The sequence below is a fragment of the Dyadobacter bucti genome, assembly GCF_005869225.1.
GTDB classification, from domain to species: domain Bacteria; phylum Bacteroidota; class Bacteroidia; order Cytophagales; family Spirosomataceae; genus Dyadobacter; species Dyadobacter bucti.
This window is the reverse complement of record NZ_SWFP01000005.1, coordinates 1-19,407: the sequence shown is the minus strand read 5'-3', so window position 1 is coordinate 19,407 and position 19,407 is coordinate 1. Positions and strand designations below refer to the sequence as shown.

At 43.4% G+C, this 19,407-nt stretch carries 15 protein-coding genes and 1 rRNA gene; 8 read left to right on the top strand and 8 right to left on the bottom strand.

Going from position 1 to position 19,407, the window contains the following annotated elements; all coding sequences use genetic code 11:
- Positions 1 to 186 precede the first annotated feature (186 nt).
- The 3 genes from FBF61_RS16725 (at position 187) to FBF61_RS16715 (ending at position 4,111) form a co-directional block, all read left to right on the top strand.
- Positions 187 to 1,458 carry a hypothetical protein gene (locus tag FBF61_RS16725; RefSeq protein WP_138479298.1) on the top strand — a complete coding sequence of 424 codons (1,272 nt, stop codon included), beginning with the start codon at positions 187 to 189 and terminating at the stop codon, positions 1,456 to 1,458.
- Entirely contained in the window at positions 1,455 to 2,699 is a 1,245-nt protein-coding gene (locus FBF61_RS16720) for a hypothetical protein (RefSeq protein WP_138479296.1), read from the top strand. The genes FBF61_RS16725 and FBF61_RS16720 overlap by 4 nt, the downstream gene beginning before the upstream one ends.
- A 68-nt stretch (positions 2,700 to 2,767) precedes the next feature.
- Entirely contained in the window at positions 2,768 to 4,111 is a 1,344-nt protein-coding gene (locus FBF61_RS16715) for a MutS-related protein (RefSeq protein WP_138479294.1), read from the top strand.
- A gap of 36 nt (positions 4,112 to 4,147) precedes the next feature.
- Here the strand turns inward: FBF61_RS16715 and serS are convergent, their stop codons facing one another.
- From serS to glyA, 5 genes are all read right to left on the bottom strand, one after another.
- Complete coding sequence (gene serS, locus FBF61_RS16710; protein ID WP_138479292.1) at positions 4,148 to 5,440, bottom strand: serine--tRNA ligase; 1,293 nt, start codon at positions 5,438 to 5,440, stop codon at positions 4,148 to 4,150.
- 66 nt (positions 5,441 to 5,506) lie between these two features.
- Complete coding sequence (locus FBF61_RS16705) at positions 5,507 to 6,865, bottom strand: aspartate kinase (RefSeq protein ID WP_138479290.1); 1,359 nt, start codon at positions 6,863 to 6,865, stop codon at positions 5,507 to 5,509.
- Positions 6,866 to 6,982: 117 nt separating this feature from the next.
- Entirely contained in the window at positions 6,983 to 7,486 is a 504-nt protein-coding gene (gene ribH, locus FBF61_RS16700) for a 6,7-dimethyl-8-ribityllumazine synthase (protein WP_138479288.1), read from the bottom strand.
- 122 nt (positions 7,487 to 7,608) lie between these two features.
- Complete coding sequence (locus FBF61_RS16695) at positions 7,609 to 8,310, bottom strand: tetratricopeptide repeat protein (RefSeq protein ID WP_138479286.1); 702 nt, start codon at positions 8,308 to 8,310, stop codon at positions 7,609 to 7,611.
- A gap of 191 nt (positions 8,311 to 8,501) precedes the next feature.
- Positions 8,502 to 9,803 carry a serine hydroxymethyltransferase gene (gene glyA / locus FBF61_RS16690; protein ID WP_138479284.1) on the bottom strand — a complete coding sequence of 434 codons (1,302 nt, stop codon included), beginning with the start codon at positions 9,801 to 9,803 and terminating at the stop codon, positions 8,502 to 8,504.
- A 345-nt stretch (positions 9,804 to 10,148) separates the two neighbouring features.
- Here glyA and nagB point away from each other — a divergent pair, with 345 nt between their 5' ends.
- Complete coding sequence (gene nagB / locus FBF61_RS16685; RefSeq protein WP_138480445.1) at positions 10,149 to 12,089, top strand: glucosamine-6-phosphate deaminase; 1,941 nt, start codon at positions 10,149 to 10,151, stop codon at positions 12,087 to 12,089.
- A gap of 67 nt (positions 12,090 to 12,156) precedes the next feature.
- On the opposite strand, the gene FBF61_RS34660 is transcribed toward nagB, so the two are convergent.
- A complete protein-coding gene (locus FBF61_RS34660; RefSeq protein ID WP_166444554.1) occupies positions 12,157 to 12,321 on the bottom strand; it encodes a hypothetical protein in 165 nt (54 codons plus the stop codon).
- Between the two features lie 240 nt (positions 12,322 to 12,561).
- Here FBF61_RS34660 and mutL point away from each other — a divergent pair, with 240 nt between their 5' ends.
- The 4 genes from mutL (at position 12,562) to dxs (ending at position 18,249) form a co-directional block, all read left to right on the top strand.
- The gene (gene mutL / locus FBF61_RS16680) at positions 12,562 to 14,448 is read left to right on the top strand and encodes a DNA mismatch repair endonuclease MutL (RefSeq protein ID WP_138479282.1); all 1,887 of its coding nucleotides are present in this window, start codon (positions 12,562 to 12,564) and stop codon (positions 14,446 to 14,448) included.
- A gap of 60 nt (positions 14,449 to 14,508) precedes the next feature.
- Entirely contained in the window at positions 14,509 to 15,294 is a 786-nt protein-coding gene (locus tag FBF61_RS16675; RefSeq protein WP_138479280.1) for a rhomboid family intramembrane serine protease, read from the top strand.
- A 3-nt stretch (positions 15,295 to 15,297) separates the two neighbouring features.
- Complete coding sequence (locus FBF61_RS16670) at positions 15,298 to 16,215, top strand: rhomboid family intramembrane serine protease (protein WP_138479278.1); 918 nt, start codon at positions 15,298 to 15,300, stop codon at positions 16,213 to 16,215.
- Positions 16,216 to 16,305: 90 nt separating this feature from the next.
- Positions 16,306 to 18,249, top strand: a complete 1,944-nt coding sequence (dxs, locus tag FBF61_RS16665) for a 1-deoxy-D-xylulose-5-phosphate synthase (RefSeq protein ID WP_138479276.1) — start codon at positions 16,306 to 16,308, stop codon at positions 18,247 to 18,249.
- Positions 18,250 to 18,527: 278 nt separating this feature from the next.
- On the opposite strand, the gene FBF61_RS35760 is transcribed toward dxs, so the two are convergent.
- Positions 18,528 to 18,911 (bottom strand): ISAon1 family transposase N-terminal region protein, encoded by a 384-nt coding sequence (locus FBF61_RS35760; RefSeq protein WP_445438734.1) that lies wholly within the window; start codon positions 18,909 to 18,911, stop codon positions 18,528 to 18,530.
- 134 nt (positions 18,912 to 19,045) lie between these two features.
- Positions 19,046 to 19,157 (bottom strand): 5S ribosomal RNA (gene rrf, locus FBF61_RS16650).
- Positions 19,158 to 19,407: the final 250 nt, after the last annotated feature.

Here is a 19,407-nt window from a genome sequence, read left to right as displayed (position 1 = left end):
CTAAAAGATGAAGTTTATCAAAAATAGAAGTTCGGTAAGTTGTATGCAACCATACTAATTCCTAACAGATTAAAACTTTGGGTTTTGCTGCTCATTTTCAGGAAAAGTTGTCTTAAGTTTGCGCCTTGATTCCAGTGCTCGTTTATCCTTCCCAGTATATAAACGTCATTCACCTATCGATTACACATGCCCATTCTTACAGTATTTTATATAAAGCTCATCATCAATCTTGGATTAACGTTCGGCATTTTTTGGGTAATCAGCAGGTCTGACCTTTTCTCAAAATGGCAAAAAGAGAACGAAAAACTGATATTTGGTCTGGGCTTCTTAATACTGCGCCTCATTCCCTGGGCAGGTATTTTCCTGATCGTCAGCGAAGAGCCGAGAGGCGATATTCCTTTCTTTTTTTATAAAGCAGAAGCAGCCAAGAACGGAGGTTTCGTATACCGTGATTTTTGGTCGTACCACGCCCCCATTTATGCATACATTATAAGCCTGCCGGTTTGGATATGGCACAATGCGCGGGCAATCGTTTTGTTTATGGTGCTGATGGAATCTGGTATTTTATGGCTTACCTATCAAACGTACAAGCAAAAAACCAGCAGGGCTCTGCAGCTGGCAATCATATATTATCTCCTTCCCGCCGGTTTTATGTACATTCTGGTAGACGGCCAGGAGGAAGTGTGGTTCTGGGGCGCAGCTTTGCTCATCTGGCGCTATACGATCAGAAAAACCGATAATTACGAAATTGGTATCGGCCTTTTGTATGCATTGGCCTTACTGACCATAAAGGTTACTTTTATTTTTCTGCTGCCCGCACTTCTGGTAGTGGTGAAACGTCCGGTGAAGATGTTGCTGGTGATGGCCGCCGTTGGTATTCCGGCGGTTGGGTTTCTATACTGGCAGATCGGGGATTTGTTCCTGATGCCGATCAGACATACTGAGCAGCTTATGACGCCCAACTTATTCTCTGTATCGCGGCCATTTGTGGAGATGATTATCCATATCAATGAGAAAAAATCTACGCTGATCAATTGGTTCGGATTGCTGTTTACCGTATTTGTTCCCGCATACATGGCTTTTAAAGCGCGTCACCGGCACATCAGCGAAATCCTTCCAGGCATTTTTATTGCCTGTTTTGTTTGCATGATGATATTCCAGGCGAGTGCGATGGGGGCTTATGTAATTGCTTATTTAATGGCTGTGGTCTTTGAAATAATTGACATCCGAAAAACCCTGCATGTCGCGGTTTTGCTGGCCTTAAACTGGCTTACAGTTGTTCAGCCTTTCGTGTGGGTTTATATCAAACAGCCTGCCTATACTTCTTTGAGCATGTTTGGCAATCCGGCTTATCTTTTTGAATATATCCTGCAGATACTCAATGTGCTTTGTTTCTTCTGGGTTTTACGTGAAACATACCGCAAGGTTGTGTTTTCAGAAAACATAGGAGTGGCATGAGCATCGTTTTCGCCAAGTTAGGAATCAGCCTTTTTGCATTGGTTTTGGTAGGAGTTCTGCTTTTCAGTAAAAAACGGCTCACTCCCTGGCTGGAAACAAAAGACACAAATGGTTTTCTGCTCGTAAGCTGGGTTATGCTCAGACTGATCCCTTTTATTATAATCTATCTCATTGCAGATTTCGAGCCGACTTCCGACGTGAACGGATTTTGGGACGAAGGCAGCAAGGCATCGATGGGACAGATCGTGTACCGCGATTTTTGGTCCCCATATTCACCGCTCTACGCCTATTTCCTCGGATTGTGGCTGAAATTTTGGTATAGTCCCAAGATGATCGTCCTCACCATGGCGGCCATGGACGGCGTGGCATTGTGGGCGTCTTGGCATTTTTTCCGTTCTTTTCAGTCGAAAGGCGACTTTCTTTTCAAATCGCTGCTATACCTTTTATTACCTGGCTCTCTTGTACTGTGCATCATTGGTGCCCAGGAAGATGTCTGGATGTGGCTGTTTGTCATATTAGCCTATTTGTTAAGAGAGAGGACAGTACGCGTGGAATGGTATGCAGTAGTCCTGGCGATCGGGCTGTTAATGACCAAAGCTATCTTTGTTTTGATATTGGTACCGCTTTTTATCCTTGAAAAACAAAAGATACGGTTTTTGATCCCGATGGTAATCGTTGGCATTCTGTCGCTGGCGATATTATATCCACTCGTTGGCTGGGAGTTCACTCAGCCTCTCGACGAAGCCCAAACATTACGTGCACCGAACATCCCATCCATATTGAACCCCTGGTTTTATAATGAGATCGGTGTGGGGCAAAAATTCTGGAACTGGATTGGCCTGGCCGCCTCCGTAGGACTGGCTTGTCTGGCAGCATTAAGGCTCCGCAATTCCGACTTCCGGATCATGCTCTCGAGGGTTTGGGTAGTGTTGTATGCGACCATGATGATCGTGCAGCAAAGTGCGTACAGCAATTACATTTTCCTTTTCCTGATCCCGCTGGTTTTTTATATCATTGATTGGAAAAGCTACACTCAAGTTATTCTTCTTCTGATTTTCAATGTGCTTTGTGTCGTTCATCCGTCCCTATGGTGGCGGCTCGGAATGCCCTGCTACATGACACCTTCCGACGCCTCTGCTTCGTCGCAACTGCTGGTCGATTACGTGATGCAAGTCAGCATTGTTGGCTTAACGGGATACTTTATCTGGCTTGCATATCCTAAGAAAAAGGAGGCCGCTTAGTTTTAACTTTATTTAACGCCTTCGCTTTCCCGTGGATGTCTATTTTTGAAGATCGTCAAATCTTCATTATGCATTCTATTGACAATCATACACTTCATGAACTGCAGATTCTTCCGGGCAGCAGCAGGATGCCTTGTATTCTCAATTTCTTCGATCATACTAAAACACCAGGCGGAAGAGATTTTCTGAAACAGCTGATCAGCAAACCAAAAGAAAATTTGCGGGACCTTCTTTCTTTTCAGAATCTTCTGAAAACCATCAACTCGAATGTCGGGTTATGGGAAGCAAAAATCCACAAATCCTATGTAGCGGCGACAGAGGACTATCAATCCATGAATGTTGCGCTTACGATGTCGCAAGATGTTTTTCAGCATTGGTTTGATACTATGGTCTATGCATGGAAAAACCCGGCCGAATTTTACCGAATTCAGAGCGGATTAATGGCAACGTTGCGATTTTTTAAAGCTATGGAGGAAATGATGCTAAACCTGGACAATATTAAAATACCCGATGAAGTAACAAATGATGTGGATTATGTAAAAAAATTTCTTTCGGATTCATTAGTAAAATCCTTTATGAAGTCAAAAGAAAATTCCATCACTATCCGCTCCGTATTTCGTCTGGATTACTATTTCCGGGTAAAACGAAAGAATGATTTAGAACGGCTCATACATGTTTTTCACAAATTTGACGCTTACATATCAATTGTAACAACCGCAAAAATTCGCTGTCTGACTTTTCCTGAATTCCATCGCCATAAGAACGGTTTTGAAACACGGAACCTCTGGCATCCACTTGTTTCCAATGCAGTTCCAAATAGCTTTTCGTCAGGTGATCAGAGGCCTGTATGTATTTTGACGGGTGCAAATACAAGCGGCAAAACAACTTTTCTGAAAACCAGCGGACTTGCTGTATATCTTGCACATCTTGGATGGCCCGTTCCCGCATCAAAGCTATGCCTTCCTTTTTACGACCGGATTTTCACATCGATACACCTGTCGGACGATCTCAGTGCCGGCTACAGCCATTTTTACAACGAAATGATGCGGATAAAAGGAATCGCGGAAGCACTGTTTAATGGGGAGAAGTGCTTCGTAATCATCGATGAGCTTTTTCGGGGAACAAATCAGGAAGATGCAAAGCATTGTTCGGAAACCGTTCTGACCGGCTTTTTAGGTAATCCCGATTCTTTCTTTTTTGTATCAACTCACCTTCATGAGCTCATAGATATTTACAAGGATTCCGACCGGGTAACGTTCAGTTGTTTAAAAACAAAAATTCTCGAACATGATTTTGAAAATACATTTCAAATTGAATCGGGAATAGCTATCGAAAAGGTAGGGGCTTTGATTATGGAAAAAACAGGTGTCGCAAAACTTTTGAAATGCAAAAAAAGTCCTTCACCTGAATGAAGGACCTGTTAGTCTTTGAAGGCCTATTTTAAAACATTACTCGATTGTATCAAAACCACAGTATGGAACCAGAACAGCAGGAATTTTCACTGTACCATCTGCTTGCTGGTTGTTTTCCAGCAACGCTGCAACAATCCGCGGCAAAGCCAGTGCCGAACCGTTCAAAGTGTGCAATAGCTGTGTCTTTTTATCTGCGGTTTTATACCGAAGTTTAAGCCGGTTGGCCTGATAAGTCTCAAAATTAGAAACAGAGCTGCATTCAAGCCAGCGTTCCTGTCCCGCAGACCACACTTCAAAATCATAAGTTAATGCGGATGTAAAACCCATATCGCCTCCGCAAAGGCGCAGAATACGGTAAGGCAATTCGAGCTTTTCGAGCAATCCTTTCACGTGATTGACCATTTCGTCCAAAGCATTGTAAGATTCTTCGGGCTTGTTGATCTGCACAATTTCGACTTTATCAAATTGGTGCAAACGATTTAATCCCCGGACATGAGCACCCCAGCTTCCAGCTTCTCTGCGAAAACAAGGGGTATAAGCCACATTCTTTACAGGCAGATCCGTTTCCGGCACGATTACATCGCGATAGAGGTTAGTAACAGGTACCTCTGCTGTCGGGATCAGGTAAAGATCATCCGCAGCATCGTGGTACATCTGTCCTTCTTTATCCGGCAACTGGCCTGTCGCAAAACCCGAATCGGCATTCACCACGATCGGTGGCTGAACCTCGGTGTAGCCTGCCTTTCCAGCCTCATCAAGAAAGAAAGATATCATCGCCCGCTGAAGCCGCGCTGCTTTGCCTTTATATACCGGAAAACCGGCCCCGGATATTTTATTTCCAAGTTCAAAATCGATAATAGGTGCCTGATTTTTACCCAGTTTCCTGATCAGCTCCCAATGCGGTAGTGCACCCTCCGGCAAAACAGGTTTTTCGCCGGTATCCAGAACAGTAACATTATCCTCCGCCGTTCTGCCTTCGGGAACGCTCGCGTGCGGAAGATTAGGCAATTTGACAAGCTCTTCCAGCAGTGCTTCTTCTGTAACCTTATGCTGCTCGTCCAAAGCCCTTGACCGCTCCTTTAATACAACGGTATCGGCCTTGGCAGCTTCGGCTTCCAATTTCTGCCCTGCTTTCATCAAAGCCCCAATTTCCTTAGCCTTAGCATTGGATTGCGACAAAACATCATCGAGTTCCTGCTGAATTTCCCGGCGTTTACGATCTAGTTCCGTAATCTTGTCTACCGCCGTTTCCGGATCTTTAAAATGCTTTTTTGTTAATCCCGCAATAGTGAGATCTCTGTTGTCGCGAATGAAATTGGTCTGTAACATGGTAGCTTAAGCTTTTAGCGTTGGCTATTGGCCGGGTTAATATTTGGGCGAATAATTACTTTTTGATTAAGGGGCAGTGAAAATGTCCTTCATCGCATCTTCATAATAGAAAAGACGCTCGTTGAGCACATTCAATGCTTCCGCTTTATACTTTGAATGGATCAGCAGTGACAGGTTATGCTCCGACGCTCCATACGAAATCATTCGTATCGGGATGTGTTTCAGCGCATCCAGTACTTTTAAAGCTATTCCTTCCTTGTCAGCACTGAAATTTCCCACAATACATATGATGTTCTGATCACGGTCATGTTCTTCTAAATCAGCGAATTCACGCAATTCAGCACTGATTTTATCAAGGTTCTCCGAGTTATCGATTGTCACAGACACCGATACTTCGGAAGTGGTGATCATATCGACAGGAGTTTTGTATTTTTCGAAAATCTCAAATACTCTACGAAGGAAGCCGTAGGCATTCAGCATACGGGTCGAATGGATATAAATCGCCGTAATATTGTCTTTCGCCGCGATCGCTTTAATGTCCCGATCGGAAGTCTGATTGGCGATCAATGTCCCTGGCGCCTCTGGCTGCATGGTGTTTTTCAAGCGAACAGGTACGCCCCGTAACTTGGCTGGGGTGATAGTGCTCGGGTGAAGGATTTTCGCACCGAAATAAGCAAGTTCCGCAGCCTCTTCAAAAGTAAGCTCCCTGATTGGAAACGTCCGTTTCACAATTCGCGGATCGTTGTTGTGCATTCCGTCGATATCCGTCCAGATCTGAATTTCGTCTGCTCTGATGGCACCTCCTATCAAACTGGCTGTGTAATCCGAGCCTCCTCTTTTGAGGTTATCCACTTCTTCACGCGGATTTCTGCATATAAATCCTTGTGTAATAATGGTTTGTTTATCTGTATATTGATTCAGAATAGTTACCAGCTTATCCTCGATCGTTGCAAGTTCCGGCTCACCGTCAGCATCGATCCGCATGAAATCCAATGCAGGCAATAAAACAGAATTTTCGCCTTTTTCTTCCAGGTATGCCTGAAACATCTTGGTACTCAGTATTTCTCCCTCCGCAACGAGTTCCTTTTCCTGTTTGATGGTAAAAGGTTTTATACCCACCAATGATTTTATAAAACCAAATTCCGTATCAATGATTTCCTGCCCTTTTGCAAGACCTTCCTCTGTCGCATAAAGGTCCTTAATAAAAAGCCCGTAATGCGTTTTAAGGTCCTCAATTTGCGTGTTGGCCAGCGTATCGTTGTATGACTTCGCCGCTTCTCCAATAGCGATAAGCGCATTGGTAGAACCCGACAAAGCAGATAAAACAACAATTTTACGACTAGGATCACCATTGAGAAGATCCCGGATTGAATGCATCCTTTCAGGCTTTCCTACCGACGTGCCCCCGAATTTCCAGACTTGCATATATTAGTTTTGAATGAATGATTTTTGAATGAGTGAATGATTTCTAACGCTATTTTTCTCAGCCTCCATAATTACGAACGACCATAGATGACAATTTCATGACAACTCCTGACCTGATCACACCTGACCCTTCAACACCATTTCCTGCAAACCCAGCATCTTAATCGCTGTCATGGCTGCTTCGTCTCCTTTGTTACCGTGAATGCCTCCCGCCCGGTCCAGCGCCTGCTCCATATTATTGGGAGTCAAGACGCCAAAAATCACAGGCTTGCCGGTTTTCAAACTCACATTGGTAATACCTTGTGCAACAGCGTGGTTGATATAGTCATTGTGCTTGGTTTCTCCCTGAATTACCACACCCAATGCGATCACTGCATCGATATCCGCACGTTCCGCGAACCATTGGGCTCCCAGCGTAAGTTCGAAGCTACCCGGTACATTTCCTCTTTCGATATTTTCCGACGAAGCTCCGTACTGAGTCAAAGTCTGATAGGCCCCTTCAAACAACTTTTCCGTAACCTCACTATTCCATTCAGCAACAATTATCGCGAATTTTTTTGCACTGATATCAGGCAAACCGTTGGTTGTAAATACACTTAAATTTTTATCTGCACTGGACATATGTTTTCTTTTTTGAAGGATATAAGATCTTATATTCTGGTAACTTGTAAGAATTGGCTAATAAAAAAAGGATAAAACCTTTGTCGGCTTTATCCTTTTTCAGAAACAGAAATGGTTAACCATTATTTGCCGACCTGTCCCTCTAATAGTCCCATATATTTCTTAGCGTTTACCACTTCCGAGGAAAGTGGAAACTCGTCAATAACACGTTTATATGTAGCAATTGCATCAGGAGACTGGTTTGCCTTTTCCTGTGCGATAGCCAGCTTCATCAGATAAACCGGTGTGAAATATTCGTTTTTCTCGTAGTCTGAAGCCTTTTTATAGTAAGAAATAGCTTCGGAAGCCTGATTTTTTTCCAGATAAGCATCACCGATCAAAGATTGCGCACGTGCATGAACCAACAAATCGGATGAGCTGAAAGATTGAAGATGTTTGATAGCTTCGTCATACTTGCCTTGTTTCAGCAAAGCGACACCCGCATAAAAGTTTGCAAGATTGCTTGCATCTGTTCCTTTATAGCTATCGGCAATTGACAATAGGCCTTCATTTCCTCCGCTACCGTTCAATGCTTTCTGCAGGGAATCCGCTTCAAAATCGTAAACGACATTGGCAAGTGCATTCTGGGCAGTTCCTTCCTGACCGTCGATATAAAAACGATATGCTCCAAAGGCAACAATCGCAACGAGGATAGCGCCACCCAGACCCAATACTATTTTGCGATTTTTAATAAAAAAAACCTCTGCTTTACTGATTTGACCCGCTAATGCTTCCGGAGTTTCAATCATTTCAAGCCCCGATTCGCCCGTGTTTTTCTTACTCATATCAATTAATTCGATTTTGGAGTGCAAAGTTATGAAAACTTTATTAAGTCAAAACAAGTTAGCGCACAATTCTTTATGCGGCAGGGAAACCGTGGCAGTAACCGAACGAATTTTAAAAACAAAACAGGGTAATGACATTGTCTGCCATTACCCTGTTTCCATTAATTATATGCGTACTGAACCGGACTGATTTAATACAATGGATATTGCTTCATCCAGTTATTAACTTCTCCTTTAATCGCCGCTATTTTAGCCTCTTGATCGTGGTTTACAAGAACGGTATCGATCAAATCCACAATACGTTCCATATCTGATTCTATCATTCCGCGTGTTGTCATCGCCGCGGTCCCTACCCGCATTCCGGAAGTGATCATCGGTGATTTATCATCAAAAGGCACCATGTTCTTATTGATAGTAATATCCGCCTTGATCAATGTGTTTTCAGCCAGTTTACCTGTAAGACCGGAATCGATACCATTTTTTGTACGTAAGTCAATCAACATCAAATGATTATCTGTTCCTCCGGAAATGATCCTGTAACCTTTATCAACAAATGCTTTCGCCATCGCCTGAGCATTTTTAGCGACTTGTGTGGCGTAATTGTAATAGCCTTCTCCCAGTGCTTCGCCAAAAGCAATGGCTTTTGCAGCGATGATATGCTCCAATGGCCCACCCTGTGTTCCCGGAAAAACCCCCGAGTCAAGAAGTGACGACATGGTACGAAGCGCGCCTTTGGGTGTTTTTATGCCAAATGGGTTTTCAAAATCATTACGCATCATGATAACCCCGCCACGTGGTCCGCGTAATGTTTTGTGCGTAGTGGTTGTCACAATATGGCAATGATCGAAAGGATCTTTCAACAACCCTTTTGCAATAAGACCTGCCGGGTGAGAAATATCAGCCATTAGCAAAGCACCGACCTGGTCCGCGATTGCTCTTAATCTTTCGTAATCCCAGTCACGGCTATAGGCGGAAGCCCCACATATTAAAAGTTTCGGACGCTCTTTCAATGCCGTTTCTTCCACTTTATCCCAATCGATCAGGCCAGTTTCCGCTTCGACACCGTAAAATACCGGCTGGAAGTACTTTCCTGAAATATTAACAGGCGATCCATGCGTAAGGTGACCTCCGTGCGACAGATTGAAACCCATTATTTTATCGCCTGGATTAAGGCAGGCAAGGAAAACAGCTGTATTGGCCTGTGCTCCTGAATGCGGCTGCACATTAGCCCAAGTCGCTCCAAACAATTCTTTCAAACGATCAATGGCGATCTGTTCGATTTCATCCACCACTTCACACCCCCCGTAGTATCTCTTCCCTGGTAAACCCTCAGCATATTTGTTGGTCAAGACACTGCCTGACGCTTCCATCACCTGCCTGGATGTGAAGTTTTCAGACGCGATCAGCTCAATACCAGACTCCTGGCGATATTTCTCTCTGTTAATCAGATCAAAAATGGTGGTATCACGTTCAACGCTTGTGAGAGTAGACATGGGATTTATCGGGAAAATGATGTGATGTTTATAAATCAAGGTGCAAAAATACGAGCAATTCTTTTGGAATGAAAAAATTACACTTACTTTATACTATAATGGCGCGGAGGTGGTCGCAATTAAGCCTCTCATGGCCTTAATTTGGGCTATATTGGTATTAACTGAGAGAACAGTTATTTTTAAATTATTTTAATAATATTCGTTCTTGAGTTGTATTTTTGCTGCTCCGTTAAGTTTCGAGATAAAACGATGTCCATTTATCTGCGATGTTCTATTCTATAAACTCTTAAAACAAATTTCCAGTAAAACATGAGCCAACCAACGGTGAATTCACAAACAATTTTAATGCAGGCCGCAGACAACGCACAAAGCACTGCCGGAACAATCGGGCAACCCATTACCTATGAAAAAATCCCGACACAGATATTTGCCGATTCAAAAGAAGCATCCAACGCCGTAGCAAGAGAGATTGCTGATCTGATCCGGCAAAAACAAAAAGAAGGTAAGTCATGTGTTTTAGGGCTAGCGACAGGTTCTTCGCCAAAAACGGTATATGCAATTCTTGTTCGTATGCACAAAGAAGAAGGCCTCAGCTTTAAAAATGTCATTTCATTTAACCTGGATGAATACTATCAGATGGAACCCGAGTCCATTCATAGCTATCACCGTTTTATGAAGGAACAACTGTTTGACCACGTCGACATTCCAAAGGAGAATTATTATATACCTGATGGCACTGTGCCTCCGGCTTTGCTCCGTGACTATTGTACTTCTTACGAAAACAAGATCAACGCCGTAGGTGGTCTGGATTTCCAGTTGCTGGGTATAGGAGGAAACGGGCACGTCGGTTTTAATGAACCGGGTTCACTAATCAATTCCCGCACGCGCCTCATCACACTCGATCACTCGACACGTGCAGCCGCAGCCCTCGAATTTGGCGGGCTTCACAACGTACCCCGCAAGGCGATAACACTTGGCGTTGCGCCAATTCTCAATGCAAGAAGAATTGTGTTGCTGGCCTGGGGAGAGCGCAAAGCAGCTGTAATACGCGGAGCTGTGGAGGGACCCGTTACTGAGCGGAACCCGGCATCGTATCTGCAGGCTCACCCGGATGTTTCTTTTGTTGTAGACGAAAGTGCGGCATCGGAGCTTACCCGCGCCAAAACGCCCTGGGCGGTTGACTCTGTGGTTTGGGATAATAAAATGATCAAAAAGGCGATCAGTTATTTGTCTCAGACTTTGCAAAAACCCATTCTGAAACTCACAGACAAGGATTACAATGACAATGGTATGAGCGACTTGCTGGCACAATATGGTGCGGCTTATGAGATCAATATCAATGTATTTAATCAATTACAACATACTATAACCGGCTGGCCAGGTGGTAAGCCGAATGCAGACGATACGCACCGTCCTGAAAGAGCGCAGCCCGCTAAAAAGCGTGTGCTGATTTTCAGCCCACATCCTGATGACGATATCATTTCGATGGGCGGGACCTTCCAGCGACTGGTGGATCAGGGACATGAAGTTCATGTTGCTTACCAGACTTCCGGGAATATTGCGGTAGCAGATGACGAGGCTCTGCGCTTTATCGACTTTGTTGTGGATTTCAACAAAGGATTTGGAATTGACAGCCCGGCTGCCAACCAATTGTTTCTCGATGCAAAAGAGTTCCTGAAACATACCAAAGACAGCGAGATAGATACGCCGGAAATACGGCAGGTAAAAGGACTGCTGCGTAGGGGTGAAGCGAAAGCAACATGCCGTTTTGTGGGTATTCCGACCAGCCAGGCGCACTTTCTAAACATGCCATTTTACGAAACCGGAACCGTTCAGAAAAAGCCGATCGGAGAAGAGGATATCCGGATTATCGAGAATCTGATCGAGGAAATCAAACCGCATCAGATATACGCAGCCGGCGACTTTGCGGATCCGCATGGAACACATAAGGTTTGCTGGGATGCCATTGAAGCCGCTTTGGAGAGATCAAAGCACAAGAATTTCATGAAGGACTGCTGGGTATGGCTATACCGCGGCGCCTGGGCTGAATGGGATATCTATGAAATCGAAATGGCTGTTCCGATGAGCCCTGATCAGGTTTTGAAAAAACGTCAGGGTATTTTCAAACATCAGTCTCAAAAAGATGGCGTAGTATTCCAGGGCGAGGATTCGAGAGAGTTCTGGCAGCGCGCGGAAGAACGTAACCGTGCCACTGCACACTTGTACGATCAGCTTGGATTGGCTGAATATGAGGCGATGGAGGCTTTTGTGAGATGGAAGTTTTAAGATAAAACAATAAAAATAAAGAGCCCGATACAAATTGCATCGGGCTCTTTATTTTTATACTCAATATTTACAATTCCATATCTATCCACATTCGCTGCGCCATTTTTTCAACCATTGTTACTACACCCTGTAAAGCCCCAAAAACAATACAAAGAGGCAAAATCATAGGTAAAAAGATCAGCCATTGTAACGCCATTGTAAAATTAAACCTTTTGAATGTAGGAGCTTTCATGATAAGTTGAGATTTAGTCCAAAGAGTTGAGTATCCCAAGATATAAAATTTATTTATCGGTAACAAGGAATTATTCTGAAATCGTTTCTCGCAATCAATAAAATTTCAATAAGTTATGTAATTATTCTTACTTCAAATGAATGATAAGCATCCGAACCGGCTTTACTACCGTTCAAAATTCTCCTGGCTGTTAAAAAAATTTTGTTTATTTGTTATAGTAAAGAAATCTAAATTCCCGACATGCCGTCTTCCGACATCATACACCTCTTACCAGATTCCATAGCCAATCAGATTGCCGCAGGAGAAGTAGTCCAGCGCCCTGCTTCCGTGGTGAAGGAGCTTTTGGAAAATGCGATTGATGCCAAGGCAACCAACATTCAGGTTATCCTGAAAGAAGCCGGAAGAACACTGATTCAAGTAATAGATGACGGGTCAGGAATGTCTGAAACCGATGCCAGGATGAGTTTTGAAAGGCACGCCACTTCAAAGATCCGTCAGTCGGAAGATCTTTTCCGGATACGTACCATGGGGTTCAGGGGGGAAGCTCTGGCCTCCATTGCAGCGGTTGCCCAGGTTGAAGTGAGAACTCGCCAGGAGACCGATGAACTGGGAACGTTGATCAGAATAGACGGGTCGGAGATCAAAACACAGGAGGCTGTTGCCTGTCTGAAAGGAACAAGCTTTGTAATAAAGAACCTTTTCTTTAACGTTCCTGCGCGCCGAAATTTTCTTAAATCCAATTCGGTGGAAATGCGGCATGTACTGGATGAATTTCAAAGAGTAGCACTTGCTCATCCAGAAGTAGCTTTTTCACTGCATCACAACGACACCGAAGTCTTCAGTCTTCAGTCTGCGAAACTGGTACGAAGGATCATAGACATTTACGGCAAAAGTTACCGCGAACAGCTCGCTTTCTGTCAGGAGGATACTTCCTACATCAGTGTGAAAGGATATATCGGAAAACCTGAATTTGCCAGGAAAACAAGAGGGGAACAATTCTTTTTTGTTAACGACCGATTCATTAAGCATAGTTACATGCACCATGCGGTGATCAGTGCTTTTGACGGCACCATTCCGGAAGGAAGCCATCCTTTTTATGTTCTGTTTATTGAAATTGATCCGTCACATATAGATATCAATATTCATCCCACGAAAACGGAAATAAAGTTTGATGATGAAAGATCTGTATACGCGATCATTATGGCTGCCGTCAAAAAGGCTGTCGGCGTTTATAATCTGTCGCAGTCGATCGATTTTGACGATAACATCAACTTTCTGAATCCTTCGCCGACGGATCAAAATAATAATCTTATTCCACGTACGGTTATGCCGGACTGGGCTGCACAATCCAAGAAAACCGATAATGCCCAGTCGCGCTCCAATCTTACCAATTGGAACAAACTGTTTGAGGGTTTACAGAATTCCGATGAGCGGAGCAGGGAGCTGGTAGCCTTTGAAATGAACACTACTACCGTTTCCAGGCCTGCCTACCAGGAACAGGCTCTGACAATGGCTAGCAAGGTAAACCGGATGGCTTCCGAGGTTATCTCAGCGCCAGAGAGTGATGCAGTGCTTTTTCAGCTACACAACAGGTATATCTTGTCGCAGGTAAAAGATGGTATTATGCTGATCGATCAAAAGGCAGCGTATGAGCGTATTCTGTACGAACGATACCGCAAAATGCTTACCAACCGGAACGGGGCCTGCCAGCAGCTTTTATTCCCAAAAACCATCCGGCTCACCCATTCGGATATGCAGCTCGTGCATGAAACAAAAAAAGAGATCAGGAGCCTGGGTTTTGAGTTTGAAGAGTTTGGACCTAATGAGTTAATTATCAGAGGCATACCTGCTGATCTACCTGAGGAAAGTGAGCAAGATCTTTTTGAGGAGCTGATCGAACAACTGAAACAGAGTTATTCCGACTTGAAGCTGAACAAACCGGAAAGCTTGTCGAGATTGCTTGCCCGTCGTTTTTCGGTGCGTTATGCAGTAAAACTTTCTTTCGTTGAAATCCATACACTCATAGATCAGCTTTTTGCGTCGACCGACCCTAATAGAACCCCGGGAGGAGAAGCGATCATTGTTTTACTGACGATGGATAAACTCAGCAGTATATTTAAGGCTTAATCAAACATAAAAACACACTACAACCAATTACTGAACTCAAATCCTTGATTTAAACAAAATATGTTAGCCATAACCCCCACCGTTAGAAATTTACTAATACTCAACATACTTTTCTTTTTTGCCGACTCTTACCTTGTCAATCTAACCAACGGATTTGCTTTAAGGTCATTCCTGTCCCCGGCATTTATGCCGTATCAATTTGTGACATATATGTTTCTGCATGGGAGTCTCGGACATTTGTTCAGCAATATGTTTGGTTTGTTCATGTTTGGACCTTTACTCGAAAGAATGTGGGGACCAAAACGATTTCTATTTTTCTACTTTTTTACAGGAATAGGAGCCGGCCTTTTATTTTCCGGAATTGACTACTTTGAAAATACGCGTGTAAGAGAAGCTGTTGAGATATTTACACAATCTCCCACGCCTGACGGACTCGCTGAATTCATGAGCCAGCATGCAAAAGGCATTTATGAATCCAGCCTTGATTTTCTGAACAAATTTGAAGGTAATCCGACAAATTCCAGCTATATTCAAGATAGTGTTAACTTTGTAAATGGTTATTATCAGAGCCTTATAAATACGCCCATGGTGGGAGCTTCCGGAGCAATTTTCGGGATACTCATGGCGTTTGGATTACTGTTTCCAAATACAGAGCTCTTTCTTTTGTTTGTTCCCTTTCCCATAAAAGCTAAGTATTTTGTTACGTTTTATGGGTTGTACGAGTTGTATTCTGGGATTCAAAATGCTCAGTCCGATAATGTTGCCCATTTTGCACACATAGGAGGAATGCTATTTGCATATATATTGTTGCGTTATTGGAATACGCAAAAAACAAATTTCTATTGAAAAATGAGCAATATTGTTGACGACGTAAAACGGGAATTCGCCAAATCAGAGAATGCGCTGGTAAAAATCATATTAATCAATACAGCAGTATTTCTCGTTCTGCTGCTGATGAAGATCATTCTTACGCTTTCTCAGTCATCGAATGTATATGCAGCTATAATCAATACTTTGCAGCTCCCAGCCGCGACCGGTGAATTTATCTACAAACCATGGACTCTGATCACCTATTTTTTCACACACGATGACATATTTCACATTCTTTTCAACATGCTTTTCCTTTATTGGTTCGGAAAGCTGGTTGATGAATACCTCGGAGCCAAACGTGTAATAGCTCTGTACATTCTGGGAGGGATAGCCGGAGGAATGATCTATATCGTTTTATATAATATCCTTCCCTATTTTCAGGCCCATATTGAAGGATCCAGAATGCTGGGTGCTTCTGCGGCTGCATTTTCTGTGGCTGTGGGTGCTTCCACCTTACTTCCGAACTACACCTTCAATCTGATATTTCTGGGACCTGTACGGATAAAATTCATCGCTTTATTCTACATCATACTTTCTCTCGCGCAAACAGTTGGACCCAATGCAGGGGGAAATCTCGCACATTTGGCTGGTGCGTTGATCGGCTATATTTTTATTAAGTTGTTGCAAAGCGGAACGGACTTGGGAAAGCCTATTTATGCCGTAATGAACGGTTGGTCAAGAATGTTCCGGAAGCGTCCTTCCATGCAAGTTACCTATCGTGAAAAACAGGTCTATCGCAGTACAAGTGTCTATTCTTCTTCGTCACCTTCTGGAACCGTTGAAATGCCTGACCAGATAGAGATTGACACCATTCTGGATAAAATATCCAAATCTGGCTATGAAAGTCTTACCAAGGAAGAAAAGCAAAAATTGTTCAAGGCGAGCCAGCAAAAATAAAAGTCAGTTTATTGCCCTATTTGCTTAATTTTGTTCATCTTTTGAGTGCTTGGCTACGGCTAAAAAAACTGATTTTCAATAGTCTCCAATATGCTTATAACACCAGGAAAACTACTCGCTAAAATAAACTCGCCCGAGGACTTACGTAAGTTGGACAGTTCGCAACTCACCCAGGTCTGCACTGAATTACGTCAGTTTATAATCGATAATGTCTCGGTATACGGAGGTCATTTTGGGGCTAGTCTTGGTGTAGTGGAGTTGAGCGTTGCTTTACATTATGTTTTTAATACGCCGGACGATCAGCTCGTCTGGGACGTAGGACACCAGGCATATGGGCACAAGATTCTTACAGGCCGCCGTGATAATTTCCACTCAAACAGGACCTACGGCGGACTTTCTGGCTTTCCTAAACGTAAAGAGAGTATTTACGATGCCTTTGGTGTAGGTCATTCTTCTACATCCATTTCATCTGCTTTGGGAATGGCCGTGGCATCAGCTCTGGAGCAAAATTATCAGCGACAACATATAGCTATCATTGGTGATGGTGCTATGACGGCCGGAATGGCTTTTGAAGGTATGAACCATGCCGGGGCCACGGATTCCAACTTGCTTATCATTTTAAACGATAACTGCATGGCCATTGACCCCAATGTAGGAGCGTTGAAAGAATACCTTACAGATATTACGACTTCTCAGACCTACAATAAATTCAGAGACGAAGTCTGGAATTTATTGGGAAAAATGAGCAATTTCGGTAAGAGCGCTCAGGAGATTGTTTCCAAAGTAGAAGCTGTCATGAAAACCGCTATTCTTCGCCAAAGCAATCTTTTCGAATCATTGGGGCTCCGGTATTTCGGGCCTATTGATGGAAATGATATCAGTCATCTGACAGAAGTGTTAAAAGATCTTAAAAGTATCCCGGGACCAAAGCTCCTTCATTGTTTGACCCTTAAGGGCAAAGGTTATGGTCCTGCGGAGAAGGATCAGACCAAATGGCATGCTCCTGGTGTTTTTGATAAGATTACAGGTGAAATAAAAAAGAAAGTTTACGATACTCCCCAAGCTCCAAAATTCCAGGATGTTTTCGGTCACACGATCGTTGAACTGGCCAAACAAAATCCCAAAATTGTGGGAGTTACCCCTGCAATGCCATCTGGCTCCTCTTTGAATATCATGATGGACGCGATGCCTGACAGAGCTTTTGATGTTGGTATTGCTGAGCAACATGCTGTCACCTTCTCGGCTGGAATGGCTACTCGTGGCGAAGTCGTTTTCTGTAATATATATTCAACATTTATGCAGCGGGCCTATGATCAGGTAATTCACGATGTATGTATTCAGGAGTTACCTGTTATTTTCTGTCTGGATCGAGCAGGGCTCGTAGGTGCCGATGGACCAACGCATCATGGCGTATACGATATTGCTTACATGCGTTGTATCCCTAATATGGTCGTAGCTTCTCCCTTGAACGAGCAAGAATTGAGGAATATGATGTATAGTGCACAATTGGATTCGTTCCAGTCGGGAACACAGGCTTTTACAATTCGCTACCCCAGAGGCGCCGGTGTAATGTCACAATGGGAAACCCCATTTGAAGAAATAAAAATAGGTACAGGTAAAAAAATTCGTGATGGCAAAGACTTGGCGATTTTATCCTTTGGCCCGTTAGGTAACTATGCAAATGCTGCTTGTGAAAAGCTTGAAAACGACGGTATATCGGCCGCTCTTTATGACATGCGTTTCGCGAAGCCATTAGATAAAGCATTATTGCATAAAATTTTCGCGAATTTTGAACGTATTGTCACTCTTGAAGACGGATGCCTGCAAGGAGGTATTGGAAGCGCCATAGCTGAATTTATGATAGATAATGGTTATAATTCCCGAATAAAGAGACTTGGTATTCCGGATACTATAGTCGAACATGGAGAACCCCTTGAATTATACCACGAGTGTGGAATAGACACAGAGGGGATCATGACAGCCGTTATCGAGTTTATGAGTAGCGTGAATTCTTTTAACTCAGTTCCTCATTAATACTCAGTCGCCTTTTACTTAGCATTAGGTTATTAGGCGAGATTACACTGATCTATCAATAAACCAAATTAGATTGTCGGGAAACTTCAATAGCCTGATTTTCTTGGTTCATGGCTTGCCACCGATGTTGTATCCTGATTTCTCGAACTGAATCAAAAGCTAGTTTTCGGACGTCGAAGCTTTCAATAACCTTTTCGAATCCGCTCTGAAAATCACGATAGTGGCGTAACATATCCTTGCCATTGACGCCATAAAAACGGCCAATACTCCAAACATCATTAGCCCTCGTATACACTAATTTCTTTAAAAAAAGCGGAAAACTCACTCGTCATCCTCGTCCCCTCAGCTACCTCGTTCCAGTCTCTATGGAACAACCTTACCCGTCGTAGTAGCGAGCCATCTGCGACGTTTGACATGAAGAAAAACATTGTGCGCTCGAATCGGGAAATCTTGCAGGGTAATGGTGGGAAATAGCCTTTGGAGAGTAAGTCGGCTTTTCTCGGATCATCTTCTGAATAATTCTTTTCTTCCAAATGAACATGATAACGATCTCCCGGCTTATCTACGAGAGTCAGCGTGTAATTCTCAATTACAAAATCAGGTAAGATTAACTCGATAAGCGGCAAGAAACTCTCTAATACAAAAGGTTTGATTAAGAACACAAACCTAGAAAAATCCCATGCGCTCCACAAGTTTTTGGTTTGATCCCTACTTAGGGCCTGGTCAGAGATATGAAAGCATCTTTAAACGCAAACAGCATCCTTTATGGGGATGCTGTTTAGGTTTTGTACTAGTATTGTGGCGGCTACCTACTTTACCAGGTTTGATCCAAGTATCATCGGCGGTCCCGGGCTTAACTTCTCTGTTCGGGATGGGAAGAGGTGAACACCAGGCCAATAGCCACCAACAAGGTCTTTGTTGGTTTGTGTGGTATGGGGAAGGGGGTGAAGCGAATCGTCGCACCGGCCGTTCCAATAGCCACCAACAAGCTCTTTGAGTTATCAATTTTGAATTCCGAATGATTGAACGACTGGATATTTCATTCGGTCATTGGCACATTCAGCATTGATTTTCATGTCATATTGGAAGTAAAAGAGAGAGAGATAAAGATATGTTAATGTGCAAGCTGTTGGGTAATTAGTACTGCTCGGCTGAATG

What these genes read in the sequence shown, in the direction of transcription:
- FBF61_RS16720 (WP_138479296.1), top strand. Translation starts at nt 1,455, where the DNA reads ATGAGCATCGTTTTCGCCAAGTTAGGAATCAGCCTTTTTGCATTGGTT.
- serS (WP_138479292.1), bottom strand. Translation starts at nt 5,440, where the DNA reads ATGTTACAGACCAATTTCATTCGCGACAACAGAGATCTCACTATTGCG.
- FBF61_RS16725 (WP_138479298.1), top strand. Translation starts at nt 187, where the DNA reads ATGCCCATTCTTACAGTATTTTATATAAAGCTCATCATCAATCTTGGA.
- nagB (WP_138480445.1), top strand. Translation starts at nt 10,149, where the DNA reads ATGCAGGCCGCAGACAACGCACAAAGCACTGCCGGAACAATCGGGCAA.
- glyA (WP_138479284.1), bottom strand. Translation starts at nt 9,803, where the DNA reads ATGTCTACTCTCACAAGCGTTGAACGTGATACCACCATTTTTGATCTG.
- FBF61_RS16695 (WP_138479286.1), bottom strand. Translation starts at nt 8,310, where the DNA reads ATGAGTAAGAAAAACACGGGCGAATCGGGGCTTGAAATGATTGAAACT.
- FBF61_RS16715 (WP_138479294.1), top strand. Translation starts at nt 2,768, where the DNA reads ATGCATTCTATTGACAATCATACACTTCATGAACTGCAGATTCTTCCG.
- mutL (WP_138479282.1), top strand. Translation starts at nt 12,562, where the DNA reads ATGCCGTCTTCCGACATCATACACCTCTTACCAGATTCCATAGCCAAT.
- FBF61_RS34660 (WP_166444554.1), bottom strand. Translation starts at nt 12,321, where the DNA reads ATGAAAGCTCCTACATTCAAAAGGTTTAATTTTACAATGGCGTTACAA.
- FBF61_RS16670 (WP_138479278.1), top strand. Translation starts at nt 15,298, where the DNA reads ATGAGCAATATTGTTGACGACGTAAAACGGGAATTCGCCAAATCAGAG.
- dxs (WP_138479276.1), top strand. Translation starts at nt 16,306, where the DNA reads ATGCTTATAACACCAGGAAAACTACTCGCTAAAATAAACTCGCCCGAG.
- ribH (WP_138479288.1), bottom strand. Translation starts at nt 7,486, where the DNA reads ATGTCCAGTGCAGATAAAAATTTAAGTGTATTTACAACCAACGGTTTG.
- FBF61_RS16705 (WP_138479290.1), bottom strand. Translation starts at nt 6,865, where the DNA reads ATGCAAGTCTGGAAATTCGGGGGCACGTCGGTAGGAAAGCCTGAAAGG.
- FBF61_RS16675 (WP_138479280.1), top strand. Translation starts at nt 14,509, where the DNA reads ATGTTAGCCATAACCCCCACCGTTAGAAATTTACTAATACTCAACATA.